At 69.7% G+C, this 20505-nt stretch carries 19 protein-coding genes; 4 read left to right on the plus strand and 15 right to left on the minus strand.

The genetic code is table 11. The features are described from left to right. Positions 1 to 8: 8 nt before the first annotated feature. The 3 genes from AC3A3J_RS00625 to AC3A3J_RS00635 all read right to left on the minus strand — a co-directional run bounded on the left by AC3A3J_RS00625 (position 9) and on the right by AC3A3J_RS00635 (position 2233). The gene (locus AC3A3J_RS00625) at positions 9 to 1568 is read right to left on the minus strand and encodes an MFS transporter (protein ID WP_487670419.1); all 1560 of its coding nucleotides are present in this window, start codon (positions 1566 to 1568) and stop codon (positions 9 to 11) included. A gap of 106 nt (positions 1569 to 1674) precedes the next feature. Then, positions 1675 to 1848 (minus strand): CsbD family protein, encoded by a 174-nt coding sequence (locus AC3A3J_RS00630; protein WP_487670420.1) that lies wholly within the window; start codon positions 1846 to 1848, stop codon positions 1675 to 1677. A gap of 46 nt (positions 1849 to 1894) precedes the next feature. Beyond that, positions 1895 to 2233: a hypothetical protein gene (locus tag AC3A3J_RS00635; protein WP_487670421.1), complete on the minus strand. Its 339-nt coding sequence runs from the start codon at positions 2231 to 2233 to the stop codon at positions 1895 to 1897. A 91-nt stretch (positions 2234 to 2324) separates the two neighbouring features. Here AC3A3J_RS00635 and AC3A3J_RS00640 point away from each other — a divergent pair, with 91 nt between their 5' ends. Continuing rightward, the gene (locus AC3A3J_RS00640; RefSeq protein ID WP_487670422.1) at positions 2325 to 3890 is read left to right on the plus strand and encodes an SDR family oxidoreductase; all 1566 of its coding nucleotides are present in this window, start codon (positions 2325 to 2327) and stop codon (positions 3888 to 3890) included. A gap of 20 nt (positions 3891 to 3910) precedes the next feature. On the opposite strand, the gene AC3A3J_RS00645 is transcribed toward AC3A3J_RS00640, so the two are convergent. From AC3A3J_RS00645 to AC3A3J_RS00670, 6 genes are all read right to left on the minus strand, one after another. Then, complete coding sequence (locus AC3A3J_RS00645; RefSeq protein ID WP_487670423.1) at positions 3911 to 4783, minus strand: 1-phosphofructokinase family hexose kinase; 873 nt, start codon at positions 4781 to 4783, stop codon at positions 3911 to 3913. Further along, entirely contained in the window at positions 4780 to 5706 is a 927-nt protein-coding gene (locus AC3A3J_RS00650) for a carbohydrate kinase family protein (RefSeq protein ID WP_487670424.1), read from the minus strand. The genes AC3A3J_RS00645 and AC3A3J_RS00650 overlap by 4 nt, the downstream gene beginning before the upstream one ends. Further along, entirely contained in the window at positions 5703 to 6575 is an 873-nt protein-coding gene (locus AC3A3J_RS00655) for a carbohydrate ABC transporter permease (protein WP_487670425.1), read from the minus strand. Before AC3A3J_RS00655 ends, AC3A3J_RS00650 begins: the two co-directional genes overlap by 4 nt. Beyond that, positions 6575 to 7531 carry a carbohydrate ABC transporter permease gene (locus tag AC3A3J_RS00660; RefSeq protein WP_487670426.1) on the minus strand — a complete coding sequence of 319 codons (957 nt, stop codon included), beginning with the start codon at positions 7529 to 7531 and terminating at the stop codon, positions 6575 to 6577. Before AC3A3J_RS00660 ends, AC3A3J_RS00655 begins: the two co-directional genes overlap by 1 nt. A gap of 27 nt (positions 7532 to 7558) precedes the next feature. Then, a complete protein-coding gene (locus AC3A3J_RS00665) occupies positions 7559 to 8434 on the minus strand; it encodes an SIS domain-containing protein (RefSeq protein ID WP_487670427.1) in 876 nt (291 codons plus the stop codon). A 74-nt stretch (positions 8435 to 8508) separates the two neighbouring features. Continuing rightward, entirely contained in the window at positions 8509 to 9813 is a 1305-nt protein-coding gene (locus AC3A3J_RS00670) for an extracellular solute-binding protein (RefSeq protein ID WP_487670428.1), read from the minus strand. A gap of 213 nt (positions 9814 to 10026) precedes the next feature. On the opposite strand from AC3A3J_RS00670, the gene AC3A3J_RS00675 reads away from it, so the two are divergent. Continuing rightward, positions 10027 to 11019 carry an amidohydrolase family protein gene (locus tag AC3A3J_RS00675; protein WP_487670429.1) on the plus strand — a complete coding sequence of 331 codons (993 nt, stop codon included), beginning with the start codon at positions 10027 to 10029 and terminating at the stop codon, positions 11017 to 11019. 59 nt (positions 11020 to 11078) lie between these two features. On the opposite strand, the gene AC3A3J_RS00680 is transcribed toward AC3A3J_RS00675, so the two are convergent. Next, a complete protein-coding gene (locus AC3A3J_RS00680; protein ID WP_487670430.1) occupies positions 11079 to 11921 on the minus strand; it encodes a class II fructose-bisphosphate aldolase in 843 nt (280 codons plus the stop codon). Next, positions 11918 to 13237 (minus strand): alpha-galactosidase, encoded by a 1320-nt coding sequence (gene melA, locus AC3A3J_RS00685; RefSeq protein WP_487670431.1) that lies wholly within the window; start codon positions 13235 to 13237, stop codon positions 11918 to 11920. The genes AC3A3J_RS00680 and melA overlap by 4 nt, the downstream gene beginning before the upstream one ends. 86 nt (positions 13238 to 13323) lie before the next feature. Between melA and AC3A3J_RS00690 the strand changes: the two genes are divergently transcribed. Continuing rightward, on the plus strand, positions 13324 to 14133 hold the full coding sequence (locus tag AC3A3J_RS00690; protein WP_487670432.1) for a DeoR/GlpR family DNA-binding transcription regulator: 810 nt from the start codon (positions 13324 to 13326) through the stop codon (positions 14131 to 14133). 72 nt (positions 14134 to 14205) lie between these two features. Here AC3A3J_RS00690 and AC3A3J_RS00695 read toward each other — a convergent pair whose 3' ends face one another. From AC3A3J_RS00695 to AC3A3J_RS00705, 3 genes are all read right to left on the minus strand, one after another. Beyond that, entirely contained in the window at positions 14206 to 16320 is a 2115-nt protein-coding gene (locus tag AC3A3J_RS00695; protein WP_487670433.1) for a BCCT family transporter, read from the minus strand. Between the two features lie 377 nt (positions 16321 to 16697). Further along, positions 16698 to 18392: an ABC1 kinase family protein gene (locus AC3A3J_RS00700; RefSeq protein ID WP_487670434.1), complete on the minus strand. Its 1695-nt coding sequence runs from the start codon at positions 18390 to 18392 to the stop codon at positions 16698 to 16700. A 75-nt stretch (positions 18393 to 18467) separates the two neighbouring features. Then, positions 18468 to 19136 carry a PadR family transcriptional regulator gene (locus tag AC3A3J_RS00705; protein WP_487670435.1) on the minus strand — a complete coding sequence of 223 codons (669 nt, stop codon included), beginning with the start codon at positions 19134 to 19136 and terminating at the stop codon, positions 18468 to 18470. A gap of 128 nt (positions 19137 to 19264) precedes the next feature. Between AC3A3J_RS00705 and AC3A3J_RS00710 the strand changes: the two genes are divergently transcribed. Next, positions 19265 to 19525, plus strand: coding sequence for a glycine zipper domain-containing protein (locus AC3A3J_RS00710; RefSeq protein WP_487670436.1), 261 nt, complete (start codon positions 19265 to 19267; stop codon positions 19523 to 19525). 153 nt (positions 19526 to 19678) lie between these two features. Here the strand turns inward: AC3A3J_RS00710 and map are convergent, their stop codons facing one another. Continuing rightward, positions 19679 to 20452 (minus strand): type I methionyl aminopeptidase, encoded by a 774-nt coding sequence (map, locus tag AC3A3J_RS00715; RefSeq protein WP_487670437.1) that lies wholly within the window; start codon positions 20450 to 20452, stop codon positions 19679 to 19681. Positions 20453 to 20505: the final 53 nt, after the last annotated feature.

Genomic DNA, 20505 nt, shown 5'->3' on the forward strand with positions numbered 1-20505 from the left:
GCCCGGCGTCACGCCCGATCGGTCGCGGCCGCCTCGCCCTCGCCGTCGCCAGCCGTCTCGTCGACACGCTCCGGGAAGAGCTCGTCGAGATCGAGGTCGGGATTCTCGTCCTGCGTCTCGACGAGCAGGATCGCCTCCTCCTCGGTCTGCACGCTGGGCATCGCCCCCGGCAGCGGACGGCGGGCCGACTCCTTCAGCACGATGATGGCCACGAATCCGGCGATCGAGGTCCCGATCACGTAGAACGCCGGCGCGAGCGACGAGCCGGTGAGCTGCACGAGCGCTTCCATGACGAAGGGCGCGGTGCCCGCGAACAGCGCCACCGCGAGGTTGTACGAGATGCCCATGCCGCCGTACCGCGACGACGTGGGGAAGAGAGCGGGCAGAGAAGACGCGAGGTTCGCGACGTAGAAGGTGACGGGGAACGCCAGCAGCACGAGTCCGAGCAGGGTCGACCATATCGCCCCGTGCATCATGAACAGGAACGCGGGCACCGAGAGCACGATCGCCGACACCGAGCCGATGAACAGCACCTTCTTGCGTCCGATGCGGTCGGAGAGCCGCCCGGTGAGCGGAATGCACAGGGCCATCGCGACCAGCACCGGCAGCGTGAGCAGTGTGCCGTGCACCTCGTCGTACCCGAGCGTGCCCGTGAGGTAGGTCGGCATGTACGAGGTGAGGGCGTAGCCGACCGTGTTCGCGGCGGCGACGAGCACGAATGCGGTCAGCAGCTCGCGCCAGTACGCGCGGATGAGGGCGATCACGCCCTTCGGGGCATCCGCCGCCTCCTGGGCCTCGTCAGCCGCGCGCGCCGCCGCATCCTGCGCCTCTTGGAACGCGGGGGTGTCTTCGATCTTGAGGCGGAAGTAGATGGCGATCAGTCCGAGCGGCAATGCCACGAGGAACGGGATGCGCCACGCGAAGCCCTGCATCACCTCGGCCGAGAGCGTGAGCTGCAGGATCGAGACGAAGGCGGCACCGATCGCGAAACCCATGTACGAACCGAGATCGAGGAGCGAGGCGTAGAACCCGCGGCGCCGGTCGGGGGCGTACTCGGTGATGAAGGTGGTGGCACCCGCGTACTCGCCGCCCGTGGAGAAACCCTGGGCCAGCTTGAGCACGATGAGCAGGATGGGCGCCCAGACGCCGATCACCGAGTAGTCGGGCAGCACGCCGATGAGGAACGTCGCGGCCGCCATCATGATGAGCGTGAAGGCCAGCACGCGCTGGCGGCCCAGACGGTCGCCGAGCTGGCCGAGCACGATGCCGCCGAGCGGGCGTGCGACGAAGGTCACGGCGAACACTCCGAGCGAGAAGAGCGCCTGCGCCCCGGCCTCCGCGTCGGGCAGGAACGCGCGGCCGATGATCACGGCGAGGTAGCCGTAGACGCCGATGTCGTACCACTCCATGAGGTTGCCGACGACGGTGCCGGCGACCGCACGTCGCAGCATCGGCCGGTCGACGATCGTGACGTCCTCGACGGTGAGTCGCCGCGGCTCGGTGGAGGCCGGACGGAAGCGTCGCAGAAGGCGCTGCCAGAACGACTCGATCGGGGTGGGGTCGGACATGGTGTTCTCACTTCCCGCGCCTCGCGGCGCCGTGTCTCCCGGTATACACCCGGACAGACGTCGGGGAGACGGTGTTCCCACCGTCTCCCCGATCACGTTCTGCGCCTTAGTTCTTGAAGGCGTCCTTCACGTTCTCGCCGGCCTGCTTGACGTCGGACTTGGCCTGGTCGGCCTTGCCCTCGGCCTCGAGGCGCTCGTTGCCGGTCACCTTGCCGGCGGCCTCCTTCGCCTTACCGGCGATGTCTTCTGCAGCGTTCTTGATCTTGTCGTCGAGTCCCATGGGGGTCTCCTTTCTTATCGGTGGTCGATGCCCGTCGTGGGTGTCGTCATCCCGAGACGGTGAGGATCTGCGCGATGATCGGGGTCGCGGCGGCCGCGATGAGGGCGACGAGGCCGACGATCCCGGCGCTGCGCCAGAAGGGGGCGGGCCGGGCCGGGCGGCTTCGCGAGAGACCGGTATACCGTCCAACGGCGGCGCGGGCCGAGACCGGGGTGAGGTCGATCGGGGCGGCGCCGGTGTGCGGGAAGGCAGCGGGCGCAGAAGTCGAGGCTGCGGCCGACTCCGCGCGGGCGGTGGGGGTGGCCGGGCGGAGGGCGCTGCGGACCGCAGGGCGAAGCGCGTCACGGACGGTGGCGGTGCGGGGTGCTTCCGCGGTCCAGGTCATGTCGATCATCTCCTTGCGGGAAAGATTACTAGGTTGACTAGTGAAAAGCCAGCCTAGTGAGATATCGACCGATTCGGCATACCCTCGTGCCATGACCGAGCTGACCCAACCGACCGGGCGCGAAGACGAGCTCCGCGCCGTCCCCCGCGCCGACGGCTCCGCGCCCGTCGCGCTCGTCCTCGGCGCGACCGGCTACATCGGCGGACGCCTCACCCCGCGCCTGCTCAACGCCGGCTACCGGGTGCGCGTGCTCGCCCGCGACGCCGCGCGCGCGGCATCCTTCCCCTGGGGGCCCGACTGCGAGATCGTCGAGGGATCGGCCGACGACGCCGATGCCGTGGCCGAGGCCGTGCGCGACGTCGACGTGGTCTACTACCTCATCCACTCGATGTCGGCCGGCAAGGGCTTCGAAGAAGCGGACGAGCGCGCGGCGCAGACCGTCGCGGATGCCGCGGCCGCCGCCGGCGTGCGCCGCATCGTGTACCTCGGCGGACTGCATCCCGACGACGTGCAGCTCTCCCCGCACCTGCGCTCGCGCGTGCGGGTCGGCGAGGTGTTCCTCGAATCCGGCGTGCCCACGCTCGTGCTGCAGGCGGGAGTCGTGATCGGCTCCGGCTCGGCGTCGTTCGAGATGATCCGCCACCTCACCGAGGTGCTGCCGTACATGCCCGCGCCGAAGTGGGTGCGCAACCGCATCCAACCCATCGCGATCCGCGACGTGCTGCACTACCTGCTCGGCGCCGCCCGCCTCGACCCGAGCATCAACCGGGCTGTCGACATCGGCGGGCCCGACGTGCTGCGCTACGGGCAGATGATGAACGGGTACGCGCTCGAAGCCGGTCTCCCCCAACGAGCCATCGCCTCGCTGCCCGTGCTCACGCCGGGACTCGCCTCGCACTGGGTCAACCTCGTCACCCCGGTGCCGCGTTCGATCGCCCGGCCCCTCGTCGCCTCGCTGCAGAACGAGTGCATCGTCAAGAACCGCGACATAGACGACCTCATCCCCCGACCAGAGGGCGGTCTGATGCCGTACCGGCAGGCCGTCGCCCTCGCCATCGGCCGGTCGAACGCCGACACGATCGAGACGAGCTGGCAGGATGCCGAGGTCTCGGGAGCCCCGAGCGACCCGCTGCCCAGCGACCCCGACTGGGCCGGCAAGACCGTGTTCACCGATGCGCGCACACTCGAGACGAAGGCATCCGTCGACCGGCTGTGGCGCGTGATCGAGGGCATCGGAGGCACCAACGGCTGGTACTCGTCGCCCTTCCTGTGGGCCGTGCGCGGCTGGATGGACCGCCTCGTCGGCGGCGTCGGGCTGCGGCGCGGACGACGCAGCCGCACCGAAGCGCGGGTCGGAGACGCGATCGACTTCTGGCGCGTCGAGGCCGTCGAAGAGCCGGGGCGCGAGACCGATGCCTCGGCGGCGAGCGGCGGGCTGCTGCGACTGCGCGCCGAGATGAAGGTGCCCGGCTCTGCATGGCTCGAGCTGCGCGCGCTGCCGCGCGGCGACGGCGCCCTGTACGAGCAGCGGGCCGTGTTCTTCCCCCGGGGTCTGAGCGGACGCCTGTATTGGTTCGCGGTGCTGCCGTTCCACGGAGCGATCTTCGCGGGCATGGCGGCGCGCATCACCGGCGCGGCGGAGAGCGCCGGGGAGTAGTCTCGCCCGGCCCGCTGCCGCTACCCGTCGATGTCGGCGGGATCGAAGACGGCGGCACCGGGTCTGAGGGTGTTGGCCGCGGCCACGGCTGAGGCGCGCGCGAGAGCCTCCGGGAACGGCAATGCGCGCTGCGTCCCCTCCAACAGGCCCGCGAGGAACGAGTCTCCCGCGCCCACGGAGAAGTGCGAGGCGCGCACCGGCTCGACGGCCCAGACGCCGGATTCGTCGATCCCCACGCTGCCCGCGGCCCCGTCGGTGACGACCGCGATCGCCGCCCCGCGATCGCGCAATCTGAGCGCGGACTCCGTCGTGTCGCGGCCTCCGACGAGCTCCTCCGCCTCGACCCGATTCACCTTCACCAGGTCGGGCGAGGTCGCGGAGAGTGCAGCGTCCAGGGCGCGGCCGCGCAGATCGAGGGCGAGGCTCACGCCGCGAGCCGACGCAGCTGCGAGCTCCTCCGCGAGCCCCTCGACGAGAGTGTCGGGGACAGACCCCGAGACGGCGAGCCAGCCGTCGTCGACCAGCGACACCGCCCGGCGCACACCCCGCCATTCGTCCGCAGAGAGAGTCGGCGCCTGCTCGTAGAACTCGGTCATGCGGCCATCGGCGTCGGCGACACTGATGCAGGTCCGCGTCTCCGTCGCCGCGGGGATCGCATCGACCGACACGCCGTCGGCGAGCAGCTCGGCCAGTACCCGCTGCCCGGTGGATCCCCCGAGCGGCGCGATCGCGTGCACCGCAGCGCCCAGCGTGCGCAACGCCCGCGCCACGTTGAGAGACTTGCCTCCCGGCAGGGCGACCCTCCACGCCGGACGATGGATCTCCCCGACCGCGACGGCGTCGACGCCGTAGGTGAGGTCGAGGGCCGGCGACAGGCCGAGACACGTGATCACGCGTGCTCCTCGATCTCGGCGCGGGTCGCCTGACCGCCCGTTCCACCCGCACCGCGGGTCGACAGGGACCCCGCCACCGCCGCCCATCTCAGCGCGACGTCGAGCTCGGCGCCTCCGGTCCAGGCCGCCAGGAAGCCGGCGTCGAAGCTGTCTCCGGCACCGGTCGTGTCGATCACCTCGAGTGGCAGCCCAGGGGCGCGGCTGATGCGGTCGCCGTCCACCGCCAGACCGCCCGCCGCCCCGTCCTTCACGACTACGAGCGGTCCCTGTGCACCGAGCGCACGCGCCGCCGTCTCGACGTCGTCCGCTGCGACACCGACCGTCGCGGCGAGGGCCATCGCCTCGTTGGCGTTCGGCAGAAGCACGTCGACCAGCGGTAGGCACTCGGCGACGCCCTCCCATCGGTCGGCGGGATCCCAGTTCGTGTCGAGGCTCGTCGTCACTCCCCGTGAGCGCAGCGCGATGAGCAGCGCGGGCAGCTCACGTGCCAGGTGGGGCACGAGGAAGTACGACGCGAAATGCACGTGCGTGGCCCGCTCCGCGGCATCCTGCACCTCCGCGCGCCCCACTCCGGCGAGCGCTCCCGGCAGCGTGAGGATCGCTCGGTCGTCGGCAGCGGACAGGATGATCGAGACACCCGTCGGCTCGTCGACCGTATGCACCGCATCGATGCCGACCCCGGCCTGCGCGACCAGTTCACGGAAGCGCCTGCCGAAGACGTCGTCGCCCACTCGGGCGACGAGGGCGGTCTCGACGCCGAGACGGGCGAGTCCCGCGGCGCAGATGCCGGCGCTCGAGCCCAGCACGAGGTCGGCCGCGTCGAGCAGCTGCTCGACCTGACCGAACCGCGGCACGACGTCGCCCCGGAGGACGAGGTCGAGGTTCGCGTCGCCGGCGACGAGGATCCGTGGTGCGCGCCTCATCCCTTGAGCCCCGACATCGTCATCGTCTGCACGAACTGCTTCTGCGCGAAGAGGAAGAAGAGCACCAGGGGCGCGACCGCGATCACGTTGCCCGCCATCAGCAGTTCCCACTGCGTGCGCCGCGAGCTCTGGAAGTTCGCGATCCCCAGCTGCACCGTGAGGATGCTGTCGTCGTTGATCGCGATGAGGGGCCAGATGAGGTCGTTCCACGAACTGAGCAGCGTGAAGATCGCGAGCGTCGCGATCGCCGGCTTGGCGAGGGGGAGCACCACCCGCAGGAAGGTCTGCAGGCGGTTGGCGCCGTCGAGCGCCGCGGCCTCCTCGATCTCGGCGGGGATCGAGAGGAAGAACTGCCGCATGAGGAAGATCCCGAACGCGGAAGCCAGCCACGGCACGAAGGCGGCCGCGAGCGTGTTGATGACGCCGAGGCGAGAGAACATCACGTAGGTCGGGATCATCAGCAGCTGGGTGGGGATCATGATCGTCGCCACGATCATGAAGAACCCGACGTTGCGCCCGCGGAATCGGAGCCGCGCGAAGCCGTAGCCCGCCAGCGAGCACAGGATGACGTGGGCGGCGATGGCGATCACCGAGACGATCGTGCTGTTCATCAGCCAGAGGAGGATGTCGGTCGTGGTGAAGAGCGCGACGAAGCCGTCGAGGGTGAGCCGCGACGGCACGAACGGCGGCGGGAACTTCACCAGCTCGGCGCCGGGCGACAGCGAGGCGAGCACCATCTGCGCGAACGGCATCACGAACAGCAGCGCGATGGGCGCGAGCACGAGGTGCCATCCGCTCACGCGGTGCCGACGGGCGATGCGTGGCTTGGCGGGCTTGCCCGTGGTGAGGGTGTATGTGTCGAGTGACATCAGAACGCCTCCATCTTGCGACTGCGGGAGTAGAGGACCATGCCGATCGTGATGAGGAGGGTGACGACGAACAGTAAGTAGGCGGCGGCCGACCCGTACCCGAACTCGAGTGTCTTGAACGCCTTCTCCCAGAGGAAGTAGACGATCGTCTTCGTCGCGTCCAGGGGGCCGCCCCGTGTGGTCGTGTAGACGAGGTCGAACAACTGCAGCGCCCCGATCGTCTGCCAGATCGTGACGAAGACGGTGACCGGCCCGAGCTCCGGCCATACGACCCGCCAGAACGTCTGCCACCGGTTGGCGCCGTCGATGCGCGCGGCTTCGAGCAGTTCGTTCGGCACGTCCTGCAGCGCGGCGAGGTAGATGACCGTCGTGAATGCCGCCTGCCCCCAGAGCGACATGATCGCGATGACCACCATCGCCTGACTCGGATCCTCCAACCACCCCTGCGCCGGGAGCCCGACCCCGCGCAGGACGTTGTTGGCCAACCCGTACTGCGGGCTGAAGAGGTAGCTCGCCAGGATGCCGGTGGCGGCCGCCGACGCGACGAACGGCACGAAGATCGCCGTGCGATAGAGGCCGATGAACCGGATGTCGCGGTTCAACGCCACCGCGAGGAACAGGCCGAGCAGCACGGATGCCGGCACGAACAGCACCACGTACCCGCCCGTGTGCGTCACCGCCTCCCAGAACTGCTCGTCGCTCATGAGCTGGGAGTAGTTGCCTCCGCCCACGAACTCCGGTTCGGCGAAGCCGTTCCATTTCTGCAGCGAGAGCAGCAGCGCCCATGCCGCGGGGAAGATCGACAGCCCGAGGATGATGACCATCGCCGGGGCCACGAAACCCCATCCGGTGAGGTCCTGACGCCAGCGTCCGCGCGGGCGCCGACCTCGCGGCGCCGGCTCCTCGACGGGGGCGCTCGGCGCCTCTGCAGGCTTCCGGCTGATGGTCATCGTCATCGTTGCTCCTCAGGCAGGTCGACCGGTTCAGGACAGGACGATCGACCTCGTCAGGTGACGGGGCTGGTCGGGGTTCAGCCCACGCTGCTCGGCCACCCGCACAGCGAGACGCTGCGCGAGGGCGAGCTCGATGAGCGGATCCGCCGTGCCCTGCACGACGGTGGCCCCCGTCCGTTCGATGTCACCCGCGAGTCCGTCGTCTCGGACGCCGACGAACCACACCAGTGAACCATGGTGGGCGACCGCGAGCGGTCCGTGCCGGTAGTCGAGGATCGGGTACGACTCCGCCCAGGCCTGCGCGGCCTCGCGGATCTTGAGCGCCGCCTCCTGGGCGAGTCCGTAGGTCCAGCCCCGGCCGAGGTAGACGATGTGGTCGATATGGGTCGGCAGGGTCGACGGCTCGGCGAGCGCGTTCTCCAGCCGAGCGGGAAGGTCCTCGATGTCTTCGCCGAAGGCCGCGCGGGCGAGGTAGAGGAAGGTGGTCGGGAACCGTGTCTGCACGACGGATGCCTCGTCGGCGAAGTCGAGCACGAGTACATCGTCGGCGAGTTCCGCGCACGGCGACCCGGCGACGCCGGTGACGACGATCTTGTGCACACCGTCGGGAAGCGACGAAAGCGCATCGATGATCTCCGTCGTCGTGCCGGAACGGGTGATGGCGAGCACGACATCGTAGGGGCGCCAGGTGCGCGGCTCCGACGCGTACGCGGCATCCGTCTCGCCGAAGCCGGCCGCCTCGCGGAGCAGGGCGAACGATTCGGCGACGAACGCCGAGGTGCCGCATCCGATGACCAGCATGCGCTCGCCCTTGCGGGTGAGCACGCGCGCGGCGTCTCGGCGGTTCTGCCACGCCCTCCGCCACATGGCGGGCTGGCTGTCGATCTCTTCTGCGGTGATGCTCATGACTCTCCTCGTGTGCGCGGGCGATCCGCGATCGTTGCTCTGCTCGGCGCCGGCGGATCCGCCGCGGCGCCGGCTCAATCGGCGAGCGCGCGGTCGGCGCTCTCGGCGGCGTCCGCGAGTTCTTCCTCGGGGGAACCCTGTCCCTGCAGGACCCGCGAGATCGCTGCCCCGACCGCCTCCGACAAGCCGACGTAACCGGCCACGGTGGGTCGTGCATTCTGCGCGTTGGCGTTGTTGTCGGCCATCACCTCGAGCCCGGGCAGAGCCGCGGCCTGCTGCTGGAACTCCGCAGACTCGACCTCGCTCTCACGCAACGGGAGGTTGCCGTAGGCGACGTTCCAGCGAACGTCCTGTTCGCTCGCGGTCAGCCACTTCATGAGCTCGACGGACCAATAGTTCTCGTTCGCGTCCTGCGTATCGAACAGCGCCCAGATGTCGGGCCCCGAGACGGTCTGGTGGTCACCGTCGGTGCCGGGCAGCACGGTCACGCCGTACTGGGTGCCGGCCTTCTGCAGGTCGGACAGCTGCCACGGCCCGGATGTCATCATGCCGATGCGGTCGGAGGCGAAGAGCTGCGCGAACTTCGTGTCGGTCTGGTCGAGGTAGACGCTCTTGTCGTCGACGGCCATGCCCCGCAGGAACTCCAGTGCCTGCACGCCCTCTTCCCCGGCGAAGGCCGCGGTGCCGTCGTCGTCGAGGATCTCGCCGCCGCCCTGCCACAGGTGGGGCCAGAACTGCCACGTGGTCTCCTCCGAGCCGGAGACGGAGTACGCGTACCCGTAGGTCTCGGTCGACGGATCGGTCAGTTCCTTCGCCGCGGCGCGGAAATCGTCCCAGGTCCAGTCCTCCGTGGGGTACTCCACACCGGCCGCATCGAAGACGGTCTTGTTGTAGAAGAGCGAGATGTTGTCGACGAGCGCGGGGAAGCCGATGATGGCCTCGCCGGTGGGCTGGACCGTGGCGCGTGCGGCCTCGGAGAACTCGTCCCAGCCGACCTCGGGGTCGGCGACCTGCTCGGTGATGTCGAGCGTGCGCTGCGACGACTCGAGCTCGCTCGCCCAGGCGCCGAACGCGTAGGAGATGTTCGGGTAGCTGTTGCCGGCGAATCCGGCCGACAGCTTCTGCAGCAGATCCTCGGTCGATGACGCGCCGGGAGAGATCTCGATGGTGACGTTCGGGTGCAGTTCTTCGAACTCCGCTGCGAGCCCCTCGAGGATGTTCTGGGCCTCGTCGCTCTGGCCCGTCCACCACGTGATCGTCACGTCGGCGTCCGGATCCAGCTCCGTCGCCCCCTGCGCCGAGGCGCAGCCCGCGAGGGCGAAGAGGGCGCCGGTCGCCGCCAGAGCGGATGCGGTGCGGATAGTGCGGCGGAAGGTCATGGCGTCCTCCTGGTCAGGGTGCGATCGGGTTCACCTCGGTATGGAGCCATACTGCCCAAAGATGATCGTTTGTAAAGAAAGTTGCGCGAATCGCTCATTACGGTTGATCACCTCGTTGCCCTCGCGACAGTCATCCCCGAACCTGGACCCGTGAACCCGATCCACGACCTTCCCCTTCATGCCTGGACGCCCCGGAGTCGCCTCCGTGCGACGGTGACCGACGTCCCGCATCCGCTCGTCCCGTGCATCGATATCCACAATCATCTGGGCCGGTGGCTCTCCGACGACGGGGGCTGGATGATCGACGATCTCGGCGGACTGCTCGACCTCATGGATGCTCGACACGTCGAAGCCATCGTCAACCTCGACGGCATGTGGGGAGACGAGCTCGATGCCAACCTCGACCGCTACGACAGGGCCCACCCCGGGCGATTCTTCACCTTCTGCCAGCTCGACTGGTCCCTGCTCGCAGAGCCCGACGGCGGCGAGGCTCTGCTGCACCAGCTCGATGACAGTGCCCGCCGGGGCGCCCGCGGGGTGAAGATCTGGAAGAACCTCGGCCTCGAGCAGCGCGACGAGTCCGGCGCGCTCGTCGCGCCCGACGACCCCCGGGTGATCGCCGTCGTGCACAGGGCCGGCGAACTCGGGCTGCCCGTGCTCATCCACACCGCCGATCCGATCGCGTTCTTCGATCCGCTCGACGCGCACAACGAGCGACTCGACGAACTCCGCCAGGCCGAGGACTGGTGGTTCGGCGACCGTGCCCGCTACCCCGCCTTCGACTCCCTGCTCGACGCGCACGCCCGTCTCGTGCTCGCCGCGCCGGGCACCGACATCATCGGCGCGCACGTCGGTTGCGCCGCCGAGGACCTCGATCGCGTCTCGGCGCTCATGGATGCCGCCCCGCGCTACCACGTCGACATCGCCGGGCGGATGGCCGAGCTGGGTCGGCAGCCGCGGCGGTTCGGCCGCCTCGTCGAGAACCATCCCGACCGCGTACTCTTCGGCACCGACATCTATCCCCTCACCGACGCGCAGTACCGCCTGCACTACCGGTTCCTCGAGAGCGCCGACGAAGGCTTCGAGTACGCGCCGGGCGAGCCGATCCCCCCGCAGGGCCGCTGGTCCGTATCAGCCGCGCACCTCGACCCGGCGCGCCTTCCGGCGCTGTACCGCGACAATGCGCGGCGGGTACTCGGTATCTGACCGGGAGCGGTTCCCCGCAGCGGGCCGTCGGCGCACCAGCGTGGCGGCGGGCGAAGCAGTCAGCCGACAACGGCCGCGAGCCGCGCGACCTCCGCGCGCGTCGCTTCCCGCATCCCGCGGAGGTAGGAACGCGGATCCACGGCCTCAGGCCGCTCCGCAAGCTCGCTGCGCAGCCGGCCCGTTCCGACCACGCCGAGCACGGTACCGACGTTGACCTTGCGGATGCCTGCGCCCACGGCATCCGCCAGCAGCCCGTCCGGCACACCGGAGCTGCCGTGGAGCACGAGGGGCACAGGCACCGCGGCGGCCAGACGCGCGATCAGATCGAGATCGAGCACCGCGGCGCGTTCGGTCATGGCATGGCTGCTCCCCACGGCGACCGCCAACAGGTCCACCCCCGTGTCGGCGGTGAAGGCCGCCGCCTCCTGCGGGTCTGTGCGCACGCCCGGGGCATGCGCCCCGTTCTTCCCGCCCACCTCGCCCAGCTCGCCCTCCACGACGAGGCCGCATGCGTGCCCGGCCGCGGCGATCCGCGCGGTCAGTGCCACGTTCTCGTCATACGGGAGGGTCGCGAGGTCGAACATGAACGACCCCACGCCCAGCTCCTCCGCATGCGCGGCGACGTCGAGCGCGAGACTCTGATCGTCGAGGTGGTCGACGTGCACGCCGATCGGCACCGCAGCTGCGCGAGCGAGCTCCCGGCACGCCGCGAGCAACGGGGCGAATCCCGAACGGAAGGCGATCGCGTTCTGGCTGACCTGGATCAGAACCGCCACCCCGGCATCCTCCGCCCCACCCACGACCGCCTCGGCCTGCTCGATCGTGATGACGTTGAACGCGGGCACAGCGCGCCCCCGCGCCGTCGCGGCGGTGACGAGCTCGCGCGTCGACGCCCAGGTCATCGGACCGTCTCGAGCGAGCCGCCGAGCGCGACCGGCAGCAGCGCCGTATGCGCCGCGGTCAGCTCGTCGCACAGTCGCCAGATCTGCTCGGGGGTGAGCGTCGAACTCGAGTTGGGATCGGCGAGCACAGCGCGACGCACCAGTTCGGGATCGCCCTCCTGCGCCGCACGCACCGCGAGCTCGGCCACCGACAGGTATGCGCGATTGAGAGCGGCGCCAGCTGGGGGAACCGACCCCCATGCGATCGGATGCACCCCCTCGGCGTCGACCGTCGCCGGCACCTCGACCACCGCGCCGTGCGGCAGATTGTCGATCAAACCCCGATTGGGCACGTTGACGTGGATCTCGCGCGCCACGCCGGTGAGCAGCGAGTGGATGACCTGCGGCGCGTACTCCGCGGCGTCGCCTTCGTCGTGAAGCGGCAGATCCCCACCCGCCGCCAAGGTCGTCCGAGCGTCGTCGAACTCGCGGACGTTCTCCTCCGAGATCGCGATGTACTGCAACGGCTCGATGCGGAAGCGTTCGATCTGATCGTCGGACCGCAGGAACCAGCTCAGATACTCGGCGGAGTGCTCGCTGGTCTCGGTGGGATAGAAGCCGATGCGACGGAACATCTCCACGCGTACTCGCCGCTCGAGTTCAGGGTCGGCGGCGATGCGCTCACGGAGTCGCGGATAGAGGTCCTCCCCCTGGTGCGTCCACTCGGTCAGCCAGGCCTGGTGGTTGACGCCCGCCGCACGATAACGGGTGCCGTCCATGGGCACGCCGATGAGGTCGCACAGGTCGTGCACGGTCCAGTACACGCTGTGGCAGAGGCCGAGCGCCTTGATGTCGGGCGCGACCAGCGACATCCACCAGATGTTCATCGCCATCGGGTTCGTGTAGTTGAGGAACCAGGCGTCGGGGCACAACTCCTGCATGTCGCGGGCGATGGCCGTCAGCTGCGGGAAGGTCCGGAGCGCGCGGAACACCCCGCCGACGCCGGTGGTGTCGCCGATGGTCTGCCGCAGACCATGCGCGGCGGGCAGCTCGAGGTCGATGCGCGTCGCCTTGATGCCGCCGACCTGGATCATGTTCACCACGAAGTCCGCTCCGGACAGCACGGCGCGCCGATCCAGCGAGGCGGAGACGTTCACCTCGCGGCCCAGCTGCGCGGCGACGTTCAGCACTGTACGACGGGCGACGTCGAGCCGCGTCTCGTCGATATCGTGCAGGCCGATGTCGAGGGTCGGCAGATCAGGGAAACGGAGGATGTCGGTGATCAGCTGCCGTGTGAAGACGACGCTGCCCGCTCCGAGGAAGGTGATCGCTGGCATGGTCCGATTCTGTGGACGAGTGCACATTACGCGCAACTAAATGAGCGGATTGACAGTGATTCGCTCATCTGCGATGCTCACTTCCCATGGCCACCGCCTACAGCACCCGTACCGTCGCCGAACTGGGCGGCTCGCCCAAACGCTCACGGCGCCTCGCGGGCATCCTCGACGCCATCGCCGAACGCGGCGAACTGTCGCTCAACGAGCTCGGCGACTTGTTCGACGCATCGGCAGCGACGCTGCGTCGCGACCTCACCGTGCTCGCCACGCAGGGCCTCATCACCCGCACGCACGGCGGCGCGAGGGCTGCGGGTTCGCTGGCCGAACTGCCTGTCGCGCTGCGCGATATCCATGCGCAGGACGCCAAGCGACGCATCGCGCGTGCCGCTGCCGCACGGATCCCCGCTGAACGGCACGCGATCGCGATGAGCGGCGGCACCACCACCGCGGGCGTCGCCCGAGAGCTGGTGAACCATGCCGACCTCACCATCGTCACCAACTCGCTGTCGATCGCGTCGCTCGTCGCCCCGCATCCACGTCTGCGCGTCGTCATGACCGGCGGCATCCTGCGCCCCCAGTCGCTCGAGCTCGTCGGCGTTCTCGCCGAGGGCACCTTTAATGCCGTCAACGTCGGCACCGCCGTGCTGGGAGCTGACGGGTTCTCGGCTGAAGCGGGCGTCACGACGCATGACGAGACCGAGGCCAGGACCAACCACGCCATGGTCGTCAAGGCCCGTCGCACGATCGTGGTCGCAGATGGGTCGAAGATCGGTCGCGCGGCCCTCGCGCAGATGGCGTCGACCGATCTCGTGACCATGCTCATCACCGACGACAGTGCCGACCCCGACGAACTCGAGCGCCTGCGCGCCGCCGGCGTGACCGTCGTCGTCGCCTGACGGCGCGGGCCGCCCGGGCGCCCCGCATCCCAGGACCGGTGCCCCCGGCAGGCGGCGCCGCCCCGCCACCGGTCAGTCGGTGCGAGGACGCTCCGGGGTGTCCGTGGGCGCTTCCGCCGCCCCGTCCACCGCAGCCTCCACCTCGGCGGGCGGGATGATGTCGATCGCCTCGGTCGCCGAGACGTAGACCTCGGCGAGCGTGTCGTCGACGGTCTCCTCGTCGATCCACGCGAGGTCGTCGCCCGAGTGGTCGTACTCGACGGGCACGAGCGCGAAGTCGTCGCCGTACTCCTCGAGACCCGCCATGACGCTGTGCCGCACCGCCGCCCGGGCGTAGCGCTCCCGCAGGATCAGCGGATCGCGGCGCAGGTCGATCATGAACGCGACCATCATGAACGCCATGATCACCGCGAACGGCAGTGCGGCGATGATGGTGACGTTCTGCAGCGACTGCAGGCCGCTGCCCTCTGCACCGCTGACCAGCAGCACCGCCGCGATGACGCCCACCAGCGCGCCCCACACGATCGACACCCATCGTGACGGATCGGGGCGGCCCTGCTGCGACAGCGTGCCCATCACCAGCGACGCCGAATCGGCACCTGTGATGAAGAAGATCGCGATCAGCAGGATGAGCAGGATGCTCGTGACGAGCGGCAGCGGCAGGTTGGCGAGCACGCCGAACAGCACCTCCTCGGGCGGATCGACCGTGAGGCCCGCGCCGTCCATCTGCTGGCTGATGGCGGTGGTGCCGAAGATCGCGAACCACACGAGCGAGATCGCGGCGGGCACCACGATGACGACCGAGACGAACTGGCGCAGCGTGCGGCCGCGCGAGATCTTCGCGATGAACATGCCGACGAAGGGCGACCACGAGATCCACCACGCCCAGTAGAAGATGGTCCAGCTGGAGAGGAACATCTGCGCTTCGTCGCCCTGCGACGCCGAACGACCGATCATCGTGGGCAGGTCGCCGAGGAACTGCACGGCGACCGACGGGATGACGTTCAGGATCAGCAGCGTCGGACCGACGAAGAACACGAAGAACGCGAGCACGAGCGCGGCGACCGCATTGATATTCGACAGCGCCTGGATGCCCTTCGAGACCCCCGACACCGCCGAGGCGATGAAGCAGGCGGTCAGCACCGCGATGACGCCGATGAGGATGCCGTTGCCGAGCGGGCCCGCGCCCGTGACGATCTCGACGCCGTGCCCGATCTGCAGGGCGCCCAGGCCCAGCGACGCGGCCGTGCCGAACAGGGTCACGATGATCGAGAAGATGTCGATGGTGCGGCCGAGGGGTCCGGTCGTGCGGCCCTCGCCAAGAAGCGGGGCGAAAATCGACGAGATCAGCGGGGTGCGGCCTCGGCGATACGCGCCGTACGCGATGGCCCCGCCGACCAGGGCGTAGAAGGCCCACGCCTGCGGACCCCAGTGGTAGAGCACCTGCGTCTGCGCCGTGTGCATCGCCTCGAGCGTGTTCGCCTCGACGGTGCCGGGCGGCGGGCTCTCGAAGAACGTGAGCGGCTCGGCGGCCCCCCAGAACACGAGGCCGATGCCCATTCCCGCGGCGAAGAGCATCGAGATCCACGAGAACATCGAGAACTCGGGCTCTTCGTCGTCGCGACCGAGCGGGATGCGCCCGTAGCGACTGAAGCCGACGAAGAGCATGAAGACGAGGATCACCGTGGCGATCGTGGTGAAGAAGAAGCCGAAGTACTCCACGACCCAGGCCAGCACCGTCTCGGCCGTGCCGGCGAGGTTGTCGCCGGCGAACACGCCCCAGGCGATGAAGGCGATGGTCGCCGCGACGGCGACGCCGAACACGAGGGGGTCGGTGCGGTAGGTGCGCCCCGTCTCCTCGACGGCGACACCGGGCACGAGGGCCGGATGCACGCTGCGCGGCGGCACGGCGGAGATGTCGCGCACGAGCTTGCGCGCCGTCTCGCCGGCCTTCGTCGGGACGCGCCCGGTGTCGGTCGTGCGAATCGCGCCGGTCCCCGCGGTCGGAGTGGTGCCGGTGCCGGGGATGGGCGTCGTTCCGGTGCCGCGGGTGGGCGTCGTTCCGGTGCCGCGGGTCGGCGTCGTTCCGGTCGGGACGCGTCCCTCCACGGGTGCCACGGGGTGATCGGTGGGCCGCGGTGCGGCTCCCTCGACGCGACGGGGAGGCTTCTGCTCGGGTGTCTCCATGGGAATCGATTCTCCCACGGCGGGTTCTCCGGCATATCGGGGTTGACCTGCGCCCCGGCGGGCGACGGGCGCTCCGCGGTGTCGGCACTGTGCGAGAACGACGTGTCGGATGCAGGCATCACGGCGACGTGCAGGCATCCGTCACCCGATCCCGCCTGCAAACGGTCGCGCCGCCTGCATTCTGCACGGGTATCCATGCAGGCATCACCGCGACGTGCAGGCATCCGTCGCCCGATCCCGCCTGCAACAGCCCGCGCCGCCTGCATTCGGCACGGGTATCCATGCAGGCACCATGGCGACGTGCAGGCATCCGTCGCCCGATCCCGCCTGCAAACGGTCGCGCCGCCTGCATTTCGCGCGCGCAGGCCGCACGGCGGCTAGCGGCGGAACAGACCGCCGAACACCGCGTGCAGGAGGGGCAGCACCGACACCCACAGCAGGGTGAAGCCGAGACCGGGAACGGGTTCGACGAGCAGCGCGCCGCCGACGAGCATCGCGGCGAACAGCACGCCGGAGCCGATCCGGCGAGCGAGTCCTTCGAGTCGATCGATGCGCCGCTCGAGGCGCGAGGTGTCGAACGTGACGTTGCCGTCGTCGACGCGCGTGATGATGTGGTCGATGCGGGCCGGCAGGCGCCAGGCGACCTGCATGTTGCCCATCGCCTGCTGCGCGAAGTCCTGGGCGAGGTTGCCGCCCTCCTCGCGGATCAGCCGCTGCGCGTACGGCTCGGCGGCATCCCACACGTTGAAGTCGGGGTCGAGGGCGCTGCACATGCCCGACGTGAGCGAGACCGCGCGGATCAGCAGCAGCAACTGCTCCGGCAGCTGCAGCGGGAGCCGTCGCACCATGTCGCCGAACTCGTTCGCGAAGTCCTGGAACTCGCGGGGGTCGACCTTGGCGAGCTCGGCGAACCCCATGCCCCCGAACCGCCCGAACAGACTCGACAGCGCGCGTTCGAGTTCGGTCGTGTCGGCCGACGGCAGCAGCACGCCGATCTCCTTCGCCGCGGCGACGAGGCCGCGACTGTCGCGAGCGGTCACCGCGATGAGCAGCGTGCGCAGCCCCGCGCGCAGGTTGGCGGGCACCTCGGTCATCATGCCGAAGTCGATGAAGGTCAGGCGCCACGGCGGGTCACCGGGATCCGCCCCTTCGGCCCGCGGGGTGACGAACATGTTGCCGGGGTGCGGATCGGCGTGCACGAAACCGTGCGTGAACACCTGGTCGAACATCGTCTCGGCGAACAGGTCGGCGACCCGCCCCGGATCGATGCCCGCGGCGCGCAGCGCGTCGGTGTCGCTGATCTTGATCGCCGTGACATCAGAGAGCGTGAGCACCCGACGCGTCGAGCGCTCCCAGACGATCTCGGGGGCGTCGACCCGCGGGTCGTCGGCGAACGCGTCGCGGAAGCGCTCGGCGGATGCCGCTTCGTGCAGGTAGTCGATCTCTTCGAGGCTCGTGACCGCGAACTCCTCGACGAGGGCCGGCGCATCCACCCGGTCCGCCACGATGCGCACGCGGGTCAGCCACCGGCCGACCCGGCGCAGGGCGGCGAGATCGGTCGCGACGATGCCGTCGATACCGGGGCGCTGCACCTTGAGCACGACAGTGTCGAGCCCCGTCGTCTGCGCGTCCTGCGGCGAGAGCCGCGCACGATGCGCCTGTCCGAGGGATGCCGCGGCGAGCGGTGTCTCGTCGACCCACGCGAACGCCTGCGACAGCGGCACCCCGAGTTCGGCCTCGGCGAGCTTCCTGATCTCGGGGAACGCGACGGCGGGCACCTCGTCCTGCAGACCGGCCAGCTCGTCGGTGACCTCGGGCGGCAGCACGTCGAGGCGCGACGACATGAACTGGCCGACCTTGATCATGAGACCGCCGAGCTCGACAGCCAGCACGTGGAACCGCCGAGCGAAGCGCTGCATACGCGCGGTGCGGGTGCGGTCGGCGATGCCGCGCAGCCCGAAGCGCGGCAGCACCAGCTCGAACCACCAGATCTTGGCGAACTCCCGCGAGGCGAACGACAGGATGCGTCGGTACCGGGCGCGATGGGCGCTCAGCGCCGGGGCATCCGTCATCGTGTGAATCCTCCGCCGTCGTCGGGAGCACTCGCCCGCGAGACGGGCGTCACGGGGCGCGGCATCCTCGGCGCGTCAGTCCTGCGCGAGGATCTTGTACAGCCTACGGCGGGCGTCGTCGAGGATGTCGATGGCGGCCTGCACCTGCTCGGGCGAGCCGCTGCGACCGACCTGCGCGGCGGCCGCGGCCAGGTCGAGACCCGCCTTCGGCAGCGCATGGAACCGGGGGTCGTTGCGCTTGCCCTCACCGTCGCTGGCGACCCACGGCGCGGGGGTGCCCGTGGTCTCGGCGACGACGGCGCGACCCGCCTCGGTGAGCGAGTAGGTCTTGCGGCCGTTCTGCTCGTCTGCCTCGATCAGGCCCTCGTCGGCGAGCAGCTGAAGGGTGGGGTACACCGATCCGGCACTCGGCTTCCAGGTGCCGCCCGAGCGCTCGGCGATCTCGTTGATGATCTGGTAGCCGTGCATGGGGCGCTCGGCGAGAAGCGAGAGAACCGCCTGACGCACATCGCCGCGAGCCATGCGCGAGCCGCCGGACGGACGCTGCTCGAACGACTTGCGCAGCTGGTCGAATGCGTCGAAGAGGGCGCCGGCGGGGCCGTTCGCTCCGCCCAGACCGTTGGGGCCGAAGAGGGAGCCGAAGGGGTTGTCGGCGCGGTCGTTGCGGCCGGGGCCGCCGTTGCCGTCGCCGTTGGATCCGAAACCGCCGAAGCCGCCGGGGCCGAAGGGGAATGCGTTGCTCATGATGCCTCCTCGAGGGTGGTGAACGATAGTCAACGATATATCGTTCACCTGGGCATGGGGTGTGAGTTCTGCGGGGTCCGTCGCGCGGGGGATGCGGACCGAGAAGGGCGATGCGTAGCGTCGAGAGCATGACGGATCAGCCGAAGAAGTCCCCGAAGAGATCGCAGAACGGCCTGGCCATCGGCATCAGCCTCGGCATCGCCTTCGGGGCGCTGTTCGGGATGCTCGTCTTCGACAACCTCGCGCTGGGCATGGGATTCGGCATCTCGATCGGCATCGCCCTGGGCGTCGCGTTCGACGCGAAAGGCTCGGACGACGACGAGGGCGACGATGATGCCGCCCCCGGTGACGACGATCCGGGCGCACCCCCGGCGGACCGATCGACCTGATCACCTCGGTGCGGCGCGCCGGGCCGCGCACGCCAGCAGCACCAACTCAGGACGACCGGGCGCATTCAGCCGGCCCGCCGCGCCCGGTTCGCCCGAGCGGGGGACTCGGTCCTGAGTTCTGGTCAGCGCCGCAGTCCTCGACGGGAGCGAGCCTCAGGCAGCCGGCGGGAGGGTGAGGATCTCCGCCCCTGTCTCGGTGATCGCGACCGTGTGCTCGGTGTGGGCGGTGCGGGCACCGGTGGCGCTGCGCAGCGTCCAGCCGTCTGCATCCGTCACGAGGCGATCGGTGTCGGCCATGACCCAGGGCTCGAGCGCGAGCAGCAGGCCGGGGCGGAGGATGTAGCCGCGACCGGGGCGTCCGTCGTTCGCGACGTGCGGATCCTGATGCATGGTCGACCCGATCCCGTGGCCGCCGAACTCGAGGTTGACCGGGTATCCGTCGGCCTTGAGCACGGTGCCGATCGCCCGCGAGATGTCGCCGATCCGGCCGCCCGGTCGTGCGGCGGCGATGCCGGCGGCGAGCGCGCGCTCGGTGACGTCGATGAGTGCGAGATCGGATGCCTGCGCCTCACCCACCACGAAGCTGATGGCCGCATCCGCCGCGATGCCCTGCAGCGAGACGGCGAGATCGAGGGTGAGGAGGTCGCCGTCGCGGAGCGTGTAGTCGTGCGGCATTCCGTGCAGCACGGCGTCGTTCACGGCGGTGCAGATGTAGTGACCGAAGGGCCCGCGTCCGAACGAGGGGGCGTAGTCGACGTAGCAGGACTCGGCCCCCGCCTCGACGATCATGGCCTGCGCCCAGCGGTCGATGTCGAGCAGGTTCGTGCCGACCGACACCCGCTCGCGCAGGGATTGCAGGATGCCGCCGACGAGGGCGCCGGTCGCGCGGGCGCGGTCGAGCTGGGCGGGCGTGAGGATCTCGATCATGGGGGTCTCGCGTTCGTCTCCGATTGTTATCCCGGTAATACTATCCCGGGATT

Source organism: Microbacterium sp. Soil_N32 (assembly GCF_057655505.1).